The organism is Psychrosphaera sp. 1_MG-2023, from assembly GCF_030548245.1.
GTDB lineage: Bacteria > Pseudomonadota > Gammaproteobacteria > Enterobacterales > Alteromonadaceae > Psychrosphaera > Psychrosphaera algicola.
This window is the reverse complement of sequence record NZ_JAUORW010000018.1, coordinates 19,567-38,528: the sequence shown is the minus strand read 5'-3', so window position 1 is coordinate 38,528 and position 18,962 is coordinate 19,567. Positions and strand designations below refer to the sequence as shown.

The 18,962-nt window shown below is 34.9% G+C and carries 11 protein-coding genes; 5 read left to right on the top strand and 6 right to left on the bottom strand.

Annotated elements, in window-relative coordinates:
* Positions 1 to 121 precede the first annotated feature (121 nt).
* The 5 genes from Q4575_RS16020 to dndE all read left to right on the top strand — a co-directional run bounded on the left by Q4575_RS16020 (position 122) and on the right by dndE (position 6,398).
* On the top strand, positions 122 to 709 hold the full coding sequence (locus Q4575_RS16020) for a bifunctional 2-polyprenyl-6-hydroxyphenol methylase/3-demethylubiquinol 3-O-methyltransferase UbiG (RefSeq protein ID WP_303523495.1): 588 nt from the start codon (positions 122 to 124) through the stop codon (positions 707 to 709).
* Positions 710 to 1,334: 625 nt separating this feature from the next.
* Complete coding sequence (dndB, locus tag Q4575_RS16015; protein ID WP_303523494.1) at positions 1,335 to 2,420, top strand: DNA sulfur modification protein DndB; 1,086 nt, start codon at positions 1,335 to 1,337, stop codon at positions 2,418 to 2,420.
* On the top strand, positions 2,417 to 4,042 hold the full coding sequence (gene dndC / locus Q4575_RS16010) for a DNA phosphorothioation system sulfurtransferase DndC (RefSeq protein ID WP_303523493.1): 1,626 nt from the start codon (positions 2,417 to 2,419) through the stop codon (positions 4,040 to 4,042). The genes dndB and dndC overlap by 4 nt, the downstream gene beginning before the upstream one ends.
* The gene (dndD, locus tag Q4575_RS16005; protein ID WP_303523492.1) at positions 4,042 to 6,042 is read left to right on the top strand and encodes a DNA sulfur modification protein DndD; all 2,001 of its coding nucleotides are present in this window, start codon (positions 4,042 to 4,044) and stop codon (positions 6,040 to 6,042) included. Before dndC ends, dndD begins: the two co-directional genes overlap by 1 nt.
* Positions 6,042 to 6,398, top strand: coding sequence for a DNA sulfur modification protein DndE (gene dndE, locus Q4575_RS16000; protein ID WP_303523491.1), 357 nt, complete (start codon positions 6,042 to 6,044; stop codon positions 6,396 to 6,398). Before dndD ends, dndE begins: the two co-directional genes overlap by 1 nt.
* A gap of 132 nt (positions 6,399 to 6,530) precedes the next feature.
* On the opposite strand, the gene Q4575_RS15995 is transcribed toward dndE, so the two are convergent.
* The 6 genes from Q4575_RS15995 to dptG all read right to left on the bottom strand — a co-directional run bounded on the left by Q4575_RS15995 (position 6,531) and on the right by dptG (position 18,961).
* Positions 6,531 to 7,484: a hypothetical protein gene (locus Q4575_RS15995; RefSeq protein WP_303523490.1), complete on the bottom strand. Its 954-nt coding sequence runs from the start codon at positions 7,482 to 7,484 to the stop codon at positions 6,531 to 6,533.
* On the bottom strand, positions 7,477 to 8,580 hold the full coding sequence (locus Q4575_RS15990) for a hypothetical protein (RefSeq protein ID WP_303523489.1): 1,104 nt from the start codon (positions 8,578 to 8,580) through the stop codon (positions 7,477 to 7,479). The genes Q4575_RS15995 and Q4575_RS15990 overlap by 8 nt, the downstream gene beginning before the upstream one ends.
* Before the next feature lie 114 nt (positions 8,581 to 8,694).
* Positions 8,695 to 9,804 carry a HEPN domain-containing protein gene (locus Q4575_RS15985; protein WP_303523488.1) on the bottom strand — a complete coding sequence of 370 codons (1,110 nt, stop codon included), beginning with the start codon at positions 9,802 to 9,804 and terminating at the stop codon, positions 8,695 to 8,697.
* A 21-nt stretch (positions 9,805 to 9,825) separates the two neighbouring features.
* Positions 9,826 to 10,128: a hypothetical protein gene (locus tag Q4575_RS15980; protein ID WP_303523487.1), complete on the bottom strand. Its 303-nt coding sequence runs from the start codon at positions 10,126 to 10,128 to the stop codon at positions 9,826 to 9,828.
* A 51-nt stretch (positions 10,129 to 10,179) separates the two neighbouring features.
* The gene (gene dptH / locus Q4575_RS15975; protein WP_303523486.1) at positions 10,180 to 17,658 is read right to left on the bottom strand and encodes a DNA phosphorothioation-dependent restriction protein DptH; all 7,479 of its coding nucleotides are present in this window, start codon (positions 17,656 to 17,658) and stop codon (positions 10,180 to 10,182) included.
* Positions 17,639 to 18,961 carry a DNA phosphorothioation-dependent restriction protein DptG gene (gene dptG / locus Q4575_RS15970; RefSeq protein ID WP_303523485.1) on the bottom strand — a complete coding sequence of 441 codons (1,323 nt, stop codon included), beginning with the start codon at positions 18,959 to 18,961 and terminating at the stop codon, positions 17,639 to 17,641. The genes dptH and dptG overlap by 20 nt, the downstream gene beginning before the upstream one ends.
* Position 18,962 lies beyond the last annotated feature (1 nt).

Here is an 18,962-nt window from a genome sequence, read left to right as displayed (position 1 = left end):
AATTCGCTAACAAAAATCTTGGTAATAAGAGCCAGCTAAACACAGAGTAGGCGAACAAAGTTTTGCGCCGATTCAACAAAAATGGCAAAGTACAGGTCGGTAAGCCGAACAAGGACGACAAATGACTTTAGACTACTACAATCAACATGCTGAGGCTTTTTTTGACGCAACAGTTAATGTTGATATGAATAATATCTACCAGAAATTTTTGCCCTTTCTAAAACCTAATGCCCAAATTGTTGATGCAGGCTGTGGAAGTGGTCGTGACGCCCTTTATTTCAAGAGCCAAGGCTTTAAGGTTACCGCATTTGATGCCTCCATTGAACTTGCTCATAGAGCCCAACGCTTGCTAGGACAACAGGTGGCAATTACAACCTTCGAGCGGTTTTCTATACAGGAAAAAGTTGACGGCATTTGGTGTTGTGCTTCATTGCTACATTTATCTAAATCTGAGTTATTACCTTCTCTGAAAAACTTGAACAGCCACTTAAACAATGGCGGCGTTATGTATATTAGCTTTAAATACGGTGACGCTGAACGTATAGAGCACGGCAGACAATTCATCGATATGAACGAGTCCACTTTGACTGCGTTAATTAACAATCTGCCAGAGTTAACAATCAGTGAAACATGGATAACAGGCGACAACCGACCTGGTCGTGAAAACGAAAAGTGGTTAAATGCTATTTTGCTTAAAGAATTTCACTGAATTACTAAATAAAACTAGCCAACTTCCTAACCCACAATTTTGCCAACATATAAGCTGGCCTTTTGTTAGTTTTCTTAATGTTAAGATACAACAAACACAATTACTCCCGGCAGCCCCTGAATAAAAAAACATCAAAAAAATTCAAAATTTGGTTCATAATTTCTAAATTTTATCCACTGTAGAACACTACCAATAGGTAACCAAAGTACAGTGTAAAAAAGCCTAACGAGGCAATTGTTGAATAATATAAGTATTAACATCATTCAAACTTTCATTTTAGAAGAATAAAGCTTTACTATGGAACAACTCGATTGGTTTGATTTAAGAGTTTACAATGACCGAAGTCGCTGTTTGGTATACAAGTAAAGAAATACGCCAAGTCCTTAAAATATCTGGCTGTGAACTAATGCATTTGAGAGAATGCGGAAAACTTGTGTTTAAGAAAATTGGTAACGCTTATTACTATCAAAATCCGCCAAAAAATAAAAAGTAGTGGACGTTATTTTCACTAACAAATAAACCTGCCTAGAAAGTGTACACATAAAATAAAATATCATTTTTTACGTGACGAATCGGATCGTACGTAATATTATCACGTACATTACGTAATAACTTGGTGAACATCATGGATAAAATCGACAGTAATTACAGCTATTCTTTCCCAGCAATTAGAGCTATACAAGCAGGAAAGCCATTTTATATAGCGACTTGCCCACTTAGAATCATTCCTAAAATTTTTATTTACGACGAAGAAGAAGTCCCTGTTGAATTGAGATCTCAGCGAACTTTAAACAAAAGCCGTATTCCAGAAATGACTAAGTATCTCCTAGATGCACCTAAAGATTATGTATTTTCTGCAATCACAGCATCTGTCGGCACTGACGTAGCGTTTGAGGAAACTGAAGGTGCCCACAACATGGGGACTTTGAGGGTTTCTATGGATGCACAAATGTTAATCAATGATGGGCAACACCGTAGAGCGGCCATCGAAGAAGCGATCAAAGAAAATCCTGAACTAGGCCAAGATAATATTGCCGTTTTATTTTTTGTTGATGAAGGCTTAAAACGCAGTCAACAAATGTTTGCCGATTTAAATAAGTACGCTGTAAGACCGAGCTCTTCTCTTGGCACTTTATATGACCATAGAGACCAAGCTTCAGAATTAGCTCGCTATTTATCAATGAATGCAAAGCCTTTTGTTGGTTTTACTGAATTTGAACGCTCAAGCATTTCGGTTCGAAGTAGTAAGCTATTTACACTAAGCGGTATTAAGCAAGCAACCAGAGCTCTTTTTACAAAAGGCCCCAAAGATGGGTTTACTGAAGAAGAACGTAACATTGCAGAGTTATTTTGGAATAGGTTGAATGACTATATGGTTGAATGGCAACAAGTTCAGTCTAAGTCATTATCTGCTGCTGAATTCAGGCAAGAGTACATCACAGCGCATGGCATAGGTCTTCAGGCTCTAGCTCTTGTAGGCAAAGATATATACAGTCTAACTGAGCTGGAACAAGATAAAAAATTCGAAGCTCTAAAACGAATTAACTGGCTTAAATCTAACTCAATCTGGTCAAACAGAGCTATGCAACACGGACGACTTTCAAAGGCAGTTTCAAACATATTCTTAACCGCTACGGAAATCAAAAGACAAATAGGTCTGCCAATTTCAACTGAAGATCTAACTAAAGAAAAAGAATTACTAAACACATGAATTTATTAAATAAGCATGATTTAGATGAAGAATATGTCGACTTCATCGAAAACGAAATGTTCTCAGGTCAATATCTCAGCGAATATATAGCCGACACTCAGAGAGTATATTTATCTGACAAACGACCTTGGGTTCTAGGTTATAGCGGGGGTAAAGACTCTTCTGCGGTTATGGCGCTAATTTACATGGCATTGCTAGGATTAAAACCTGAGCAACGTCATAAGCCCGTTTTTGTGGTCGCCTCAGATACACTAGTCGAAACTCCAATAGTTGTTAATCACGTAAATAACTCTCTTAAAGCAATTGAGCGAGGAGCGAAAAGAGATAACTTGCCTATTACATCGCACAAAGTTGTGCCAAAGACATCTGAAACGTTCTGGGCAAACTTGTTAGGTAAGGGCTACCCTGCTCCAACAAGAAGTTTCAGGTGGTGTACGGAGAGAATGAAAATCGACCCTGTCAGCACATTCATTACTGACAAAGTGAGTCAATATGACGAAGTCATTGTCGTATTGGGCTCGCGATCTCAAGAAAGCGCATCTCGTGCACAAGTTATTGCAAAGCATAAAATTGATGGGTCGTCACTAGCAAAACATACAACACTGTCAAACGCATTCATATATACACCTATAGATACATGGCATGTCGATGATGTATGGAAAATTTTGCGTTTATGCCATTTAAAAAGTGAAGAAACGCCTCATGGGACTAAAAACAAATGGTTTGATAAATACGACCTTGAGTGGGAAAACCCTTGGGGAGGCAAGAATCTAATATTATGGAATTTGTATAAGGACTCTTCCGGCCAAGGCGAATGTCCTATGGTTATTGACGAAACAACACCTTCTTGCGGTAATTCTAGATTTGGTTGTTGGACTTGTACTGTTGTCACAAAAGACAGAGCGATGGAAAGTTTGGTACAGAATGGCGAAGAATGGATGAAACCTTTGCTAGATTTACGAAATAAGTTGGCTGAAACAACCGTTATTGAAGATAAAGGAAAATACAGAAGCCACATCCGTCGTGATGGCCGTATGGCATTTAAAACCCTTACAGTCGACGGTAAAAAAGAAATGACTGAAGGTTATACTTATGGTCCTTATTTACTTTCTTTCAGACAGCAATTTTTAAGAGAGCTATTAGAAACTCAAAAAGAGCTAAACAAAGTCAGCAAAGACCTTGAATTGATAACCGTACCAGAGCTTCACGCAGTGCGCCATCAATGGCTAAACGATCCGAATGAGCCTGATTGGGAAGATACCCTTCCGAAAATCTTCAACGAGATATTCGGCTATGACCTTGATTGGACAGTTGATGATACTAATCAATTCAGCCACGAGGAAGCCAAGTTGATCAATACTCTATCTCCCAAATATGATGTCGCACCACAAATGATTAAAAAGCTCATAGACTTAGAAACCTCGATGAGTGGATTATCGCGTCGTACAGGTATATTTGGCAAGATTGGTAAAATTGTTCAGCAGGATTGGGAATCAGCAGAAGAAATTATCGAGAAAAACCTTGAAAGCCGACAAAACCAAATGCGCCAATCAAAAGAAGTTTTAACTATCGCTGAAGAATTAGAACAATTGAATAAGCTAATTGAAAAGGAAGGTTTGTAATGATTTTTAAAACACTTTCCTTAGAGAACTTTCGAGTATTTAACGGACTTCACAATATTGAATTAGCTCCTAGAAGAGATGGATTGCTATCTAAGCCAGTTGTATTATTTGGTGGATTAAATGGGGCAGGAAAAACATCTATTTTAACGGCTATCCGTTTAGCTTTGTTAGGTAGAAAAGCCATAGGTAATGCTGTCTCTAAAAAGGAATTTAACGAATACCTTGCTGAACAAATTAATAAAAAGGCAATAAAGGATAATATCGATCCCATTGCCAAAGTAAGTTTAGAATTTACTCACACACATCAAGGCGAACATAGCACCTACCGCGTTGTACGCAACTGGTCATTAGATGCAGATGAATCACTTATATTATTTAAGAATGAAGTCTGTGAGGATTCTCTCACAACCGAACAAGTGCAAAGCTTCCTTCATGAGTTAGTGCCTCCAGGCATAGGTGACTTATTCTTTTTTGATGGCGAAAAGATCGCTGAATTAGCAGAAGATGATACTGGCTCGTACCTCAAAGATGCCGTGCAAAAGCTGTTAGGTATCGACGTAATTAATCGTCTCTCCGACGATTTAGACATATACATAAAACAAATTAGCCAAAAAGCCGCCGATGCAAAAACCGTCAAAGTTATTGAAGAGCTTGAACTAGAAAAAAAAGCGTTACTATTACAAGCTAATAAAGAGCGAGAAGCTGAAAACCAGATTAAAACTAAACTGGTCGAATTGGAACCTAAAATTCAGGCAGCTGAACAACAGATCCAAGAGCGAGGTGGTGCCTGGGCAAAAACTAAAAATGATGAAAAAAATAAGGCAAACGACTTAATTAAGCGTAAAGCAGTTTTAGAAACAAAACTGCTTGGCGAGTTAGATGGTTCTTTCCCACTTGCGTTAGCGCCCAATGCAATAGCGGAACTCATAGATACATTAACTAAAGAACAAGAAATTAAAGATTCTTTAGCTTTTTCAAATAAATTAAATGAAAACTTAACAGGCTTGGAAACAGTCATAAAATCTCAATTTGAAAGTGATTCAGACGAGCTACTAGCGACAATCAACAACTATTTTAGCTCTTTAACTGACACATCATCAGAAAGTGTAGAGCTTGATATTTCTAATTCTGATTTTAACCTAATACAAGCACAAATATCTGACGCTGCAGATGCAAAAACGCTCTGCAATGAACTAACTCAAGAGTTAATGGAAACAGAAAAAGCTTTGGAATCAGTCTCTATCAACATTCAACGAGCACCAGATGAAGAAGAACTTACAAGTCTTTATAACAATTTACGGAAGTTGGATACTGAAAAACACGCCCTAAAAACGCAATATAGTCATCACTTAGTTAAAGCAAAATCGTTAATTACTAAAGCTTTAGAATTAGCTAAACGACTAGAAAAGCTTTATACCAGTCAAAAAACGGAAGCGTCTATTTCAAAAGCGGTCAGGCGTGTAGATGCAACCAGTAAAGTTTTAGAAGAGTTTGCAACCCAGCTAACAGAAATGCGTGTCAGCCAACTAGAAGAGGTATTTTCTCGGTCTTACCGGAAGCTTGCTCGAAAAGAAGACCTCAAGCTTTCAGCCAAGATAAACCCTGATACATTTGACGTAACGCTTGTTGATGCTGATGATATCGCCATTAACCGAAAATCTATGTCTGCGGGCGAAAAGCAAATCTTTGCCTTTGCTATATTAGAAGCACTTGGCAAGTTATCAGGTAAAGTGTTACCTGTTGTGGTTGATACCCCGTTAGGCAGGTTAGATTCAAAACATCGTGATAAACTGGTTAAACATTACTTCCCTGAAGCGGGAGAACAAGTCATATTGTTATCAACGGATACAGAAGTTGATGAAGACTTTTTTAGTGCAATGGCTCACGAAGTTTCACATGCATTTGAAATTGAGTTTGATGAACAAACTAAATGCTCAACATTAAATGAAGGATACTTCTGGAAAACCAACCCAGTTGTTGCTCAAAAGGAGGCAGTATAATGTTACCAAACCGAATGCAGCTAAACCGCACGGTTGAAGAGCAGCTTAAAAAGCTAAAAGCTAACACTGGTATTACGCCTAACGTTTCAGCTCGTATCGCATTTTTCCGTTCAATTGAGTCTGATTACACTTACCAGTCAAACATCGATTACAAGCTCGATGGAAGCCTTATATTGGATAAATACACTTGGCTAGGTAAAACTCAAGTTATTACTGAGTTATTACTAAAACAAAAGTACCCAGAATTAAAAGGTAAGGACCTTCAGATTGCCTGGGCTGCTCATGTTGAACATGGGATTAGTGCATTGAGAAATTACAAATTACTTTCTACTTTAATAGGAAATGATAATTTGTGATAAAAAAATTATAACCTTCATTTTATTTAAGTGTATTAATACAAAATGAGGGTTAAAACTGATAATTTTAGTTTTATTGGTTCAGGTAATATCTGACAATTCGACTTGAAAAAGTGAGAGTAATCAGTTTATCTAAACAATATCTTCTTCAAACGCGATGGCTGATTCAATTAATTGTTTAAATTCAAGTCCCAATTCACCTGAAAATATGGTTTCCGGCTTTAATAAGTTCAACATGCGATGCCGGTCGAAGAGTATGTCAGTTGTTACAATAGTCCACTCTTTTATATTTCTTTCATAGTCCCTCATATCAAATGGAACATAAAGGGTGTTAAGAGAAGTTGTCTCTATGTCTAAGTATGATCGTAATCTCTCTCCGCTATGCTGCTTACTTGGCCATCCCATTGTAGAAGCACTTTGGCCAATAAAAAGTAGTTTTTTGTCAATATTGGTATCTTCGTTGAAAGGAAGCCACGCAATTATGTCTACGCCACCATCACCGTTATCAGCGGGTCTAAATATATTAGATCTAGAGCTAATAGGGTAATTAGTATCTTCAGAAAGAAGACGTATCTTATTTTCTAGGCTACCTGTGTATCTCCCTTCGTTTCTACTAGAAACGCCAAAAATATGCACTTCTGCCAGAGCTGGTAGATACTCAGTCATTGCGCACAAGGATGCATATTCAAAAGCACTTGATAGTACACTGCTATTTTCTATATACCTTAAAGATGAACAGAGTAGTAATCCAATATAAATAAAGTGGCTATCATTTAGTTCCGATTTTAAACAAAAGCGGTTACCTTCAAATTCAAAAGGGTAATTATCTCCATAAGCGGATTGTCTAACTTTTAATTCTGAAAACCAATTATCTATTTCAGCTACCCACAATTCATTGGATTGTGCACCATCTTCAGAACCAATCTCAGGAATTCTACTATCTTCTAAGAAACGGTCATAGATATCGGAATTAGATACACCATCAACACCATCACACAGAGTTATTAACTCAATATAATCACAGTAGTGATGTGTTTTATCTCGAGCACAAGAAGGTGTTTTTTCAAGAATTTTAAATTCAATCATCCCAAGTATCATCCTCAGTGGATTCAATGATTGATTTCATATTTTTCGCTAAGGTAAAAATCTCCTTAAGCTTAATTTTGATGGTTTCACTATTTACATGTTTTTCGACTTTATGAATAATATTTTGTGCTCTTTTAAGGCCTGTAAGAGCCATTTCAACCTCGTGATTAAAGGAATCACTCGATACAGAGACAATTTGATATGCATCAAATATAGAGCCACTGCCAGTTCGGAAGTATTCTTTAGCTTCCTCATTGCCTAAAACTTTATCAAGCATGCTTAAATGCTTGCTATCGCCAATAATTCTAGTTTTATTCTGGTCATTTTTTTCGAAAAACCACTTTGTCAACTCTTGAAGATTGATAGTTTCTAACTTCTCTAGTGGGGTTTCAGATTTAACATCTACCCCAATAAAATTTCTAATCGAATCTCTACTCAGTGAATCTGCATAGTAGTTAAAAAAAATGGAGGTTTCATCTAAGTCTTTTATTTTATAAAACCCGTTATCTTCTATTTGTTCATATAATTGATAAGCAACTATTAACTTTCGAACATGATCACTTCTAGAACCAATAGATTTAGCCAACTCCCTACATTGTTTTGAAAATGGCATGTCTACATAATCTTTTTGCAACCCTGTTAAATATCTTGCCTTTTGAAGGATGCCCCAAGACTTCACTCCAGTTACATGCCTATAGCCTAAATATTTGTTAATTTTCTCTCGACTTTCAAAAATTATACAAGGTATTTCTTTAGGTCTTTCTGTTGTTTCTAGAATGACTTGATCAATTTTTTTCTTATGTATTTCAGCTAAATGAGGTTCATTTAGCAAAATGGTTGATGTTAGCCTTCTGTTTCCTTCGATGACTGTATAGCTGTCATCAGTTTCTTTTACTACAAGTAACGACTCACCTATGAAAAAGCCTGCATTTCCAATCGCTAACATTAACTCAATAATGCTCGCATCTCCCAGCATCCAATTAACAATGTCAATTTTAGTTAGTTTTTCCTTCCTAAATTTAGATGGAAGTCTTGGATTTAATTTATCTAACTCTAGTTTAGATAACTCAATGAATTCTATGTTTTGATTGGACATTTCGTTCTCAAATATAATGGTTCAATGTTATGTAGTAATTGGATTATAGGTTCCTTTACTAATGCGACAAGCTATCAACCTATATGGGTGACTTTAAATGATTTATTGAATTTATTAAGTATTATCAAATTCTTCGGGCGGATATTTTCTGATCATCCATTGACCTCGCCCTTTTTTCTTAAACAAATCATTTATTCCATTATAAATGTCCGTGTCTGATGAATGAGTATAGAGCGTTTTTCTTACCAAGGTTTCCCAAGAATCAGGAAAGTCTCTATCAGAAACTTCTCTGACAGATTTATATATATCTTTCAAAGAAGCGGTGCCTCCAAGACGTTCTAAAGCATTAAACACATCTGTAATCCAGGTACTTCTTAGTTTATTTTTGATATTTATAGTTTTGGCATTTAATTCATTAATCCTATTACTTGAGGAACCTCCACTAAAGACAATAGAAGACTTTGTGTTTATTAACTCCTTTATTTTTTCCATGGTTTCGAAATCTAAAATTTGATCTGATTTAAGCTTTTCTACTAGTTTTTCTAAAGGAAGCTGTGAGCTTTCTTTGTCTAAAGCTCTTAATTCTTGTTCAAGGTTATCTAGCTCTTCAAAAAAGAGCTCCATTCTTTGATCAATATTTATTGCAATCCCTTCAGATATAGAAAGTCGATCTTGCTCTTCTAATTCAATCACATCTATATTTTTGAATGCATCATTCAATACCTTTTGAACGTCACTTACAATAATATCTATTTCATTTAAATCAAAATCTGACAAGCTAGACGTGTGAGCTATTCTATTCCTGAATTCATATAGTTTCTTCCAGCGGGATTTCAAATATTCATCAGACTGATTAATTATTCCTTTAAAGTGCCTCTCCCAATTAGAGCGAGGAATCGCACTCTGTACATCTAAAAGAGTGACTTCATTATCATCTCTATATTGTGACAGCTTCTCAAAAGCCTTCTCTTCATCTATAGATTGATATTTTTTAAATAAAAAGTCACCTAAATGTATAAAATCTAATTGGTGAAGTACATCCATATGCTGTTTACGTTTTGACTTACTCAAAGCATCCTTAATATTGTCAGGACTATCATTTATCCAATCTTTACCCACGTTGGTTATCATGAAATATGTAATAAATTTTCTCATTAAATTTTCAATTGAATAAATTAATGAATAACCTTTCTGAGAATAGTAACCAGAAATATCATCTTGCAATGTTTCTATTATGATCTCTTCTTACTTTATTACTCTCTTTAGCTCTCGTAACATTTTTCTAAATTTCTCAAGATCACTATAAGGTGCAGTGAGAACTAAATAAAAAAACTTTTGATCCTTCTTTTTGACTTTACCAAGTTTCGCAGAATATTCAAATTCATGGCCTTTGTGCTTAATTTTTCCTCTTTGGATTGTTAAAGTCTTTTCACTCATTAAATAAGTATTAAACCCCTTCACTGAACTAGAAATACTATAAAGGGCTGAGGCATTGTTTTTATCAATGACAATTAACAATTCTTGGGTTAGTTTTTCTTCTCTATTCATTAAACAGCTCCAAAAGCACTAGGTTAATCCAAGATATTTTCTTGTGAGTATTCATATACGTTCTCCCAAAGAAGAAACTTTAACCACTCGCGCTCCTTGCTCAACAACACCATATTCATTCATGTGCAAACCAACAGAGATACATTCACCTTTTTTCAACTTAGCCAGCTCTTGTAACCAAGCTTTCTTACTTGAAGCTGGTACTGCCTGCTCTAATAATTTTGCGTAGCTATCAATCTCTGTTTCAGCAGGAGCAAAAAACAATTTGTGTGCGGCTTGAAATAAGCGATCCTGCTCATCTTTTTTCAGATTACTTAATGTTTGAGTCGCAAGAATTAATGACAAACCATATTTACGGCCTTCAGTTAACATTTTACCTAGCGGACTATCTAGTTTTTGATCTAAATTTTGAACCTCATCTAGTACTACTGGTAAAGGTGTATTCTTATTTCCATTTGTGCATGCATAGGAATATAAATCCCAAAGAATAAACTCTGTGGCTAATCTCCATATATCTCTGGATAACCTAGCAAGTTGAATTAACCTGGTAGTCGGATCTTGAGATTTAAAAATACCTTCCCAGCCTTGAGATGACTCGTCGCAAGAGAAGAGATTGGCTCTAACCATAGGGTTAAGCTTATTAGCTAAAGCTTCACCATGCTTACCTTCTTCTTGTAAGTCTTTTAACATTCTTTCAAAGCGATAATCTGCTCCATATAGGTCAATTCCTTCTTCAATTACTTTTATTAAGGTCGGTAACTGCTGACTGCCTATGTCTGAATAAACAGCATTAAATACTGATGCAACCCTAGAAGCTACATCGTGTGATTTATCCGAAATTTTAAAGCCTGCCACTTCTTGACTTTGTTTACTAAAAGGATTTAATTCTAATGGTTTATGAACCACTAAATCTGTTCTAGGTTGTACTTTATTTGTAAATTCAGGCTCTAGTTGCTCTGGTAAAAAACCATTGGTGTAGTCTATAACCATCGAATTTAGTTGGTGCTTAGCGAGTTCCATCAATAACCCTTGAATGCAATAGGTTTTACCTTGCCCTGAACGACCAAAAACAATTAAGTGTCTATTCGCTAAGCTTTTATTACCATACTCCCAATAAATGGGTTTGCGATTATCTATAGCTTGTCCAATTAAAACTCGACAGGTTTCAACATCTGCTTTCTTTGAGTTCATTGATGAACTTTCGGTTTGGGTAGTGACTTCAGTAGCTGTACTAGCCTCAACTTCAATATTTTCTGAACTATCGGTTAACTCTTTATCACTTGTAAGTAAAGAGGCAACGTTAGGGCTAAGGTGCCCTAATGATGATTGATTAAAGCACCGTGCTAAAACATGCTTATGGATACATACTCGTTCATTTACAAACTTAAAGGCCCCATCACGAGTAGATGACTTATCTAATGCCTCCCTACAAATATCAGATAGCCCTGTATATTTAATTTCGGTATTAGAAATAAGATTCTGAATAAAGTAATACTGTTTACCAAAGTCACAGGCATGAGCTTTCAATAAAGATATATAAAAGTATTTGTTATATTCTTTATCAAGATACTTATTAAGCTGGGACTGAACCTTTTCACCTTCAATAATACGACTCTCTTTATCGATGTAGTCGAAAGCCAACCTTAATGTTCCCTCTATATCCACATTAATAAATGCATTATCTATATGAGCATAATGTGTTTCATCGATACGCACTATGTCACCATCAGTTAATAACTTATCTAGGTAGAAAGAAGCATGACCAAGTGACTGACTTCTGATTTTAGATGCAACATCCTTTTTAGAGAGGGGTTTTAAAGACGCTTTAAATAAGTCGACTAAAACCGTTTTTTGAGAGGCTAAACTAAACTCGCTATCAAGGCTGACAGTATCAGCTCCTGATTTACCATTAAAATAAATTCCAAAAGGTTCTCCAAAAGCTCTAACAATATGCCTTACCGTGAAGTATTCATGTGAAAACCCTACTGGTTTAAATATATCTGCATGAAGGTTAACCGAGTTTCTTCCTGAGTGCTTATGCTCACCCAACTTAGAGTGAACTTTATTTAGAATTTGTTGTTTATCGTCTTCATTAATACAGAGATAGGCCAAGTGGCGGTATGTGCCACGAGCACATTGATATAAGTACTCTTTATCCGCTCCATACCCTAAACTAGGCTCTGGTCTATCTGTAGAAAAGTCACCCAGTGTTATTCTTTTAGAATTGGCATGGTTTTGAATATTTTGCCAAGTATCACCATTTGGGAAATCTAGTAATGCATTAGTAATTCCAGGTACTTTCGATAGAGCTAGCGGCTTAATTTCTTCATCATTTATCTCAAGAAGTCCCTCTTGCTTCCAAATGGAAATTTGGTTTTCTGCCACAGCAAGCTCGATATTCATATTTTCATGTAAGTACCAAGACAAGTCTTCAAGGTTAGCTGGAGATTTATTCCATACCCAAAACTCTTCAAAAACTGTTTTACTTAAATTCGGAGAGGTTACTTTCCTAATCTCATTTTCTTTAAGTTCACAACAAACTTCTAAGAATGAATAAAAGTTCTTCTTGTTGTTGAAGCGTTCTCTAAGCTCTGGAAATAAAGGCGCTCGAAGTTCACTCAAATTACTTTTGGTAATTGCCCAAATTACTTTGGGGGAAATACTTAATCTCGCGACATAGTTTTTCTTAGCTTGAGCTTCTATTTGCCTAATTCGCTCCCTTGATATTTCATAAGTTTTGCCAATTTCTTCTAACGTTTCGCTTTCACAATTTATACCTAATCGCCTCTTGAGAATGCTAGCTTCTTTAGAAGGGGTTCCACTGAAAAACTTATCAAAACTCTTTACTAACTCCATTTCTAACTCTTTTATAGATAAATCAAAATCTAATCTTTGTTCATGCACTTCGTTTGCACTAAATGCACCTGATTCTAATTTCTTAATAAAAGCTTCAAGTTTTTCAATTTTCCCCTTCCCAAAGCCGGGAATTGACAACAAGCTCATTCGATTAACATTTATTACTTGGTTAATGGTTAACTCTTTACCAAATGCTCTTAAAAGAGTATTGGCTAAGGCATTATATTCACTAGTGATATTTAATGATGCTAATTTAATCTCATTTAAATTATCTAAAGGACTCGCCTCTTCACTGGGCTTTGACAAAATTTCGTTTAACTTGCCCTTAAAAAGCTCAAATGACTTTCCTTTTGTTACACCAAACCCTTCAATCTCTAGTAAATCATTAACATCTAAGGATACTAACTCTCCTAGAGTGACTTCCTTACCTAAAAACCTAAATAAGGTTTTAGCTAAATATGAAAACTCTGGCTCGATTTCGATAGAGTTTAGCATCGTACCTTCGTCGATTGATTTGCGATCGCCTAGTAAGCTATTTTCATTTTGACTAGCGGTAGATAGGGTGTCTTTAAGTCTATAAAAAGACAATAGTTGATACTCTTCGAAACTGCTTTCCTTCAATGATAATACGTCTGCTTCATCAACATTTCTTTGATAAATATTTATTACTTTTTCGACAATGGAAGATAAGTTATCCGGATAGTCGAACAGAGCAATGTAATTGTCATCAGAGGCGTTTTTAGGGTTAAAATCAAAAATAGGCTCTTGAAAAGTTGTATCTGCTATATCAACCTGAGCGGAAGATATCTCCTCCTCACCACTAGTGTCCATTTCGTAATTATTTACAAATTTACTTAACTCACTTTTAAGTAAATTTAATTTCGAAATTTCAGGATAATCAGAATTGTTTTGATATTTTTTAGAAAGTACTTCTATAGAGTTTTCATGGATCATTTTGACAAACTCTTGAGGTAAGCGAAGCTTTAAAACATTAACCTCTTCATCTAGCTCACTTTCAATTCTGGATCTTTCCATACCTTCATTGACGGCTAAAGCAATGCCCTCAGGATAATTAGAAAGATCACAAATATCGTAATCACCTTGCAATAAGGTATTAGGGTTGTTGCGTATACCTGTAAAGTAATTCTCTGGAAAAACATTATATAATTCAAACTTGTCTATTTGAGTTAATACTTGCTGAATAAATAGCGAGCGATACACTTTCCCTTTAAATGTTTTAGGCTCAAGTAAGCGTTTCATATGATCAGATAATGCTTTTGCCTGCTTTACTGCCTTAGTAAAGTCAGTACCTTTTTTTCTTGTTTTAACTTCTAATGGCAATAAAACTAGTTGGTCGTTTTTAATACCTACAAACAAAATATCGTCTGATAGTGCGCCTTTGGTTTTATTATGAAGTCGCGCAGCAAAATCGTTATCTTTAATTTCTAATCCAAGGTTACCAGTTACTCTAAGCATTTCTCCTACAGATAAAGGAATCCAAGTAATGTCGCTCGAGATAAGTAAGCTAGATAAGAACTTATATGCAGCAACAATCCCTTGTTTTTCCTTTATTTGTTTCTTGGTGTTTTCCGTTTTTTTCTTACCAGATTCTTTTACAATGCTTAATAACCATTGCCCATTTAATGCATTAAAAGAATTAATTAACTCATCAGATTGGCTTTGTAATAAGTCTTTGTATAAACCAACACGCGACGAGACAGTAATAGCATCGTAAGCGACTGAGTTAGTATATTGGTCAGCATAGTGAATTAATATTGTGTCTTTTGTGTCAAAAAACTCTAGGGTTACTTTAGGGTCGATGATACAAGTCCATAAACTCGAATCATATGACTGAGATAGTTTATCTCTAAAGGTATCTTTCACCGCAAGTACAGGCACATTGCCCTTGATGTATTTAGCTGACTTGTCGCGATATGCGAAAAGTAATTGATTATATAAAGAGGCAATACTGACAGATAAGTTTTCAGATTTAACATTCTTAAGACCGAAACCTGTATAGAAAACTTCATTTTCTAAGTAAGAAGCTTCGCCAGATAATACACCATTACATACAATGCCTGATTTACCTTCATCTACATTATTAGATCGCAGCGTAACTTCTTCATTATTCTTAAAGAAGCTCAAATGAGCATAATCATACTCATTAAATTCCCTTACCTTATTAACCGTAACATTCATTCTTATTTTAAATATTAAGTCGTCAAGAATGGCTTCTTTGTCAGAGTTATTTAATCGAACTAGCTCTCGTAGTTCTTCAATTTTCCTTGTTTCAGAAAACTCTTCAAATGCGGTCAGGTAATGCTGCTCGTCATATATGTTAATTTGTATCTTTTTAGCCTTACCTTTTGCTTTTTTATAGTAATTTAAAATACCTTTAAAAACATGAATATTTTTTTGATTATTAATAGAGTTAATAATCAAAGGTGCATCATTACTTTGCTGAAACAACATATCGAAACAAGTTATAAAATCTTGAATCTTTTCCTGTACCAAAGATGATACATAGTTATTTCCTGAATCTTTTTGTGGCACAGCTTCTAGCCAGAGCTTATTATTAGATAATGATTGTGTCCTAACAAACCCTTCATTTTCGTCAAATAGTATAGGAAGTAATCCAGCAGCATTAAACTTATTTACTGTCGTCTGCGGAACCTGATTAAATGAGCTTTCATTATCTGTATATCTTAATTTAGCGAACTCTAAAGCATATGACATACACAAAGGATGAAAAGGGCTAAAAAACTCATCATCACCTTTTTTAATCATTCCTATTTTTAACAAGTTTCGACTTTTTAGACTTAATGCTTCTTGAGGAATACTATCTAATTCGGATTTTATAATATGTAGCGTACTTTCAAGTAGGTTTAATAATTCTGGTGGCCAATTTGTTATAGATAACAAGGTCTCATTCTTAGTCAGCCAAGAAAATAATGCTCGATATGATTGAGCAACCTTAGGAAAGTCTGCTTCTATATTACTTAGGTATAAAGTGTTAGAAGCCGTATCGTCAATATATAATATTCCTTCATTAATAATTGTATATTCATCAATACATAATTCTTTTGCTTTTACGGAAAGCTCTTTTTCTCTTCCGCTAATAATGACTCTTGAAGTAGAAGGCTTATATTTAGGAATTCTGTCATTATCAAAAATGTCTGTGCTTCGCTGTAAGTCAAACAAACTTGGAAGCTTCACGCTTTCAATAACTTTTGTACCTGTAATGGTGATCGGTAAACGATGGTCATCTAAAACTAATTCAAAATCACCTAAAAAATCTTCTTCATCACTGTTCTGGCTAAAGTCGATTTCTTTAATTTCTTTACAATCTATTTCACTTTCAGAACCTGTAAAAGTATGAACATATAAACCCTCAGGATTTAGAGTAATTTTATCTTGAATATTTTCCAAAATAATTTTGCCATTATTCCTTTTTATCTCAACTTCTAGTTTTTCAAAAAAATTATATAAATAGAAAGAATCCTTTTCTACAAAACAGCAATTAAATTGAAAACATTCTCTTTGCGAAGGTCTTTTTAACTTTAATTGAAAAAATAACGGCGTACCGTCAAATGGTAATTTTACATTGAGTGTTGAGTGCTGATCATGATTAGAGGTTGATATTATGACTTGGTTCTTTTTTAAATTACCATAAGGGGTAATTTGCTCAGTTTTAAGTAATGGTTCTCCCCTTGTCATTCTTATCTTTAATTCAATAACATTAGAAGTGACATCCCCAATTAAAGAAATATGTTTTTTAGAACTTCCAGTTTTCCACTCTTCAAGTTTTTGTCCGTTTATTTCGATATCAACAAGGTCTAAGTTTCTATCTTTATTCCGCTCAATTTCCGCTTCTATTCCAGAAAAAGTTTCGTCTTTTATGTTGCCCTTAATAACTTTTTCTTTAATGTAACGCTCACTAAAGCCCTCTTCTTCAAGTTGCCTTTGAAGCTCTGCTGGGTCGTCACCAAAATCATGGACTCTAGAATTTATAATGTTAGATAGGCGTACATTCCTATCTAACTCTTTCTTAAGTGCCTTTTCATCATCTATCTCTGATAGTCTTGGTTCCGAAAAAAGGCCGTGTTCTTTAAGGTCTATTTTTTCTTTGTGAATCGATTTATAAAGTGGTTCATATCCAAATATACTTAGATTTTGCTCTTTTATTTTTTTCTCTTCGCGAGCGACTAGGTAATTAAAAATCAATTCATCTTTAATACCCGAAGCATGTTTAACCAAAGCTTCATTGACATATTTAGGTGTGAAAACACTATAATTTACACTAACATCTGTAAATGTAGATGTTAGTGTTTCTAAAGAACTATTATTAATTACAAATAGGACTGCATTTTCAATATTATTCAGCTCATCTCTAATACTAGCTATAAAATCTTCATGATTAGAATTCTTATCTTGCTCCCCTAGATGATGCAACATAACAATAACCTTCTTACCATTTTCAATCTCGACATAGTTCAATGAAGATTTGCCAACAGGTAAAGATTTAAAATTTAAACTTTTAAACCCATTATATAATTTAATCGATTGAGCAGGATCAGAGCTGCTAAAGTGATATTTGTTATTTAGTGAATTTGACTGCGCTATAAATTGACAAAACAACCTAGCTAAAAATTCTTCAAATGGTAGTTTTGACATAAACTGCATCCCCGCTGTCACTTAATTTTTCAATATTCCCTACGTTTTCGTAGAATTGTAATAATGCTTTTTTAGATTTTAAATCTAACCAAATACCACGTTTTTTAAACCCTTCAATCACATCATCTATCAAAAGTTTTCTTTCTGGTGAGTCACTTATAACCAAGTTAGTTAGCAACAAAAGCATGTTTGAATTTAATACAAAGTACTTACCGGCAGCCTTTCTATCAGTGATAAATTCTGCGGCAAACTTTTTCTCGAAAATTTCAACAACTTTCTTGTTAGCGTCTTTTCGAGAGGTTTTATCAAATATCAGCTTTTGTAAAGTAAGCCCAGAGTTTATGGCCGACTGAGGGAGATCTTCGTCCTGGTATAATTCGTCAAATAACTTTGCTACGGTACGATTAAGTTCATTAACTTTGGATGTGAAATCATACTTAGTTAACTGCCAGCTTGGCTTCTTTGAAAGACGATTTAAATAGCCTAAATAAGGAAAAAGGTTAAAAGCGATACCACGAGTTTTACTAAACAAAAAATCATAACCATATTGGTTACATTCATGCCTTTCTTTACTTGCTCTTTCTGTTTCTAAAATAAAATAAAGAGGTCTTGCCTGAGGTGTTTTATACCGATTATCTGGGATGCAAACCTGGCTAGTAAGCTGCGTAAGGTAAAGGAAAGTATAAAGGCTAATAAAGCTTTCTAATTCAGCAAGAAAATAACTTGGGCTTTTTGTCAGTGTTTTTATGTCTTTCGAAAATACTTCAGCCAAAAAAGGTAAATAAGTTAATCGACTTTCATCGAAAGTCTTGGCTTGACAAAGGTCTTCTATCTTCTCTATTAATAATGACTCTAGCGGATTATTCCCGCAAGAAGTCATTTGTTCAATTAAAGGCGATGTTACAAGGCCCTGAACAATATTTATCATCGTTTTAGTTCTGGCAGATGGCGCTTCTTTTTTACCAACTAAGTATGCTAGTGGAGTGATATTACTTATTGTATTTGAAGATAAATATAGCTCGTCAAAAACCTCAACTAAATCTCTGGTATCTCGACTATTTCTAAATGACTCTAATACTTCGTCTTTAAGAGTATTTCTGTCCCTACCTCCTAAAGATAGCTGATACAAATCTTCAATTAGAGATTGATATACTAGCTCCCAGTCTAACTGGTGATCTTTCAATGTTTGAGGACCTATAGGTAAAAACTGATCTGCTACATTGCTATAAGCTGATAAATTGTTTTTTTCGATAAGCTTGCCAATATCTGATATAGACGTTTCTATTGTAGTAAAATCTTCCATC

What these genes read in the sequence shown, in the direction of transcription:
- Q4575_RS16020 (WP_303523495.1), top strand. Translation starts at nt 122, where the DNA reads ATGACTTTAGACTACTACAATCAACATGCTGAGGCTTTTTTTGACGCA.
- dndB (WP_303523494.1), top strand. Translation starts at nt 1,335, where the DNA reads ATGGATAAAATCGACAGTAATTACAGCTATTCTTTCCCAGCAATTAGA.
- dndC (WP_303523493.1), top strand. Translation starts at nt 2,417, where the DNA reads ATGAATTTATTAAATAAGCATGATTTAGATGAAGAATATGTCGACTTC.
- dndD (WP_303523492.1), top strand. Translation starts at nt 4,042, where the DNA reads ATGATTTTTAAAACACTTTCCTTAGAGAACTTTCGAGTATTTAACGGA.
- dndE (WP_303523491.1), top strand. Translation starts at nt 6,042, where the DNA reads ATGTTACCAAACCGAATGCAGCTAAACCGCACGGTTGAAGAGCAGCTT.
- Q4575_RS15995 (WP_303523490.1), bottom strand. Translation starts at nt 7,484, where the DNA reads ATGATTGAATTTAAAATTCTTGAAAAAACACCTTCTTGTGCTCGAGAT.
- Q4575_RS15990 (WP_303523489.1), bottom strand. Translation starts at nt 8,580, where the DNA reads ATGTCCAATCAAAACATAGAATTCATTGAGTTATCTAAACTAGAGTTA.
- Q4575_RS15980 (WP_303523487.1), bottom strand. Translation starts at nt 10,128, where the DNA reads ATGAATAGAGAAGAAAAACTAACCCAAGAATTGTTAATTGTCATTGAT.
- dptH (WP_303523486.1), bottom strand. Translation starts at nt 17,658, where the DNA reads ATGTCAAAACTACCATTTGAAGAATTTTTAGCTAGGTTGTTTTGTCAA.
- dptG (WP_303523485.1), bottom strand. Translation starts at nt 18,961, where the DNA reads ATGGAAGATTTTACTACAATAGAAACGTCTATATCAGATATTGGCAAG.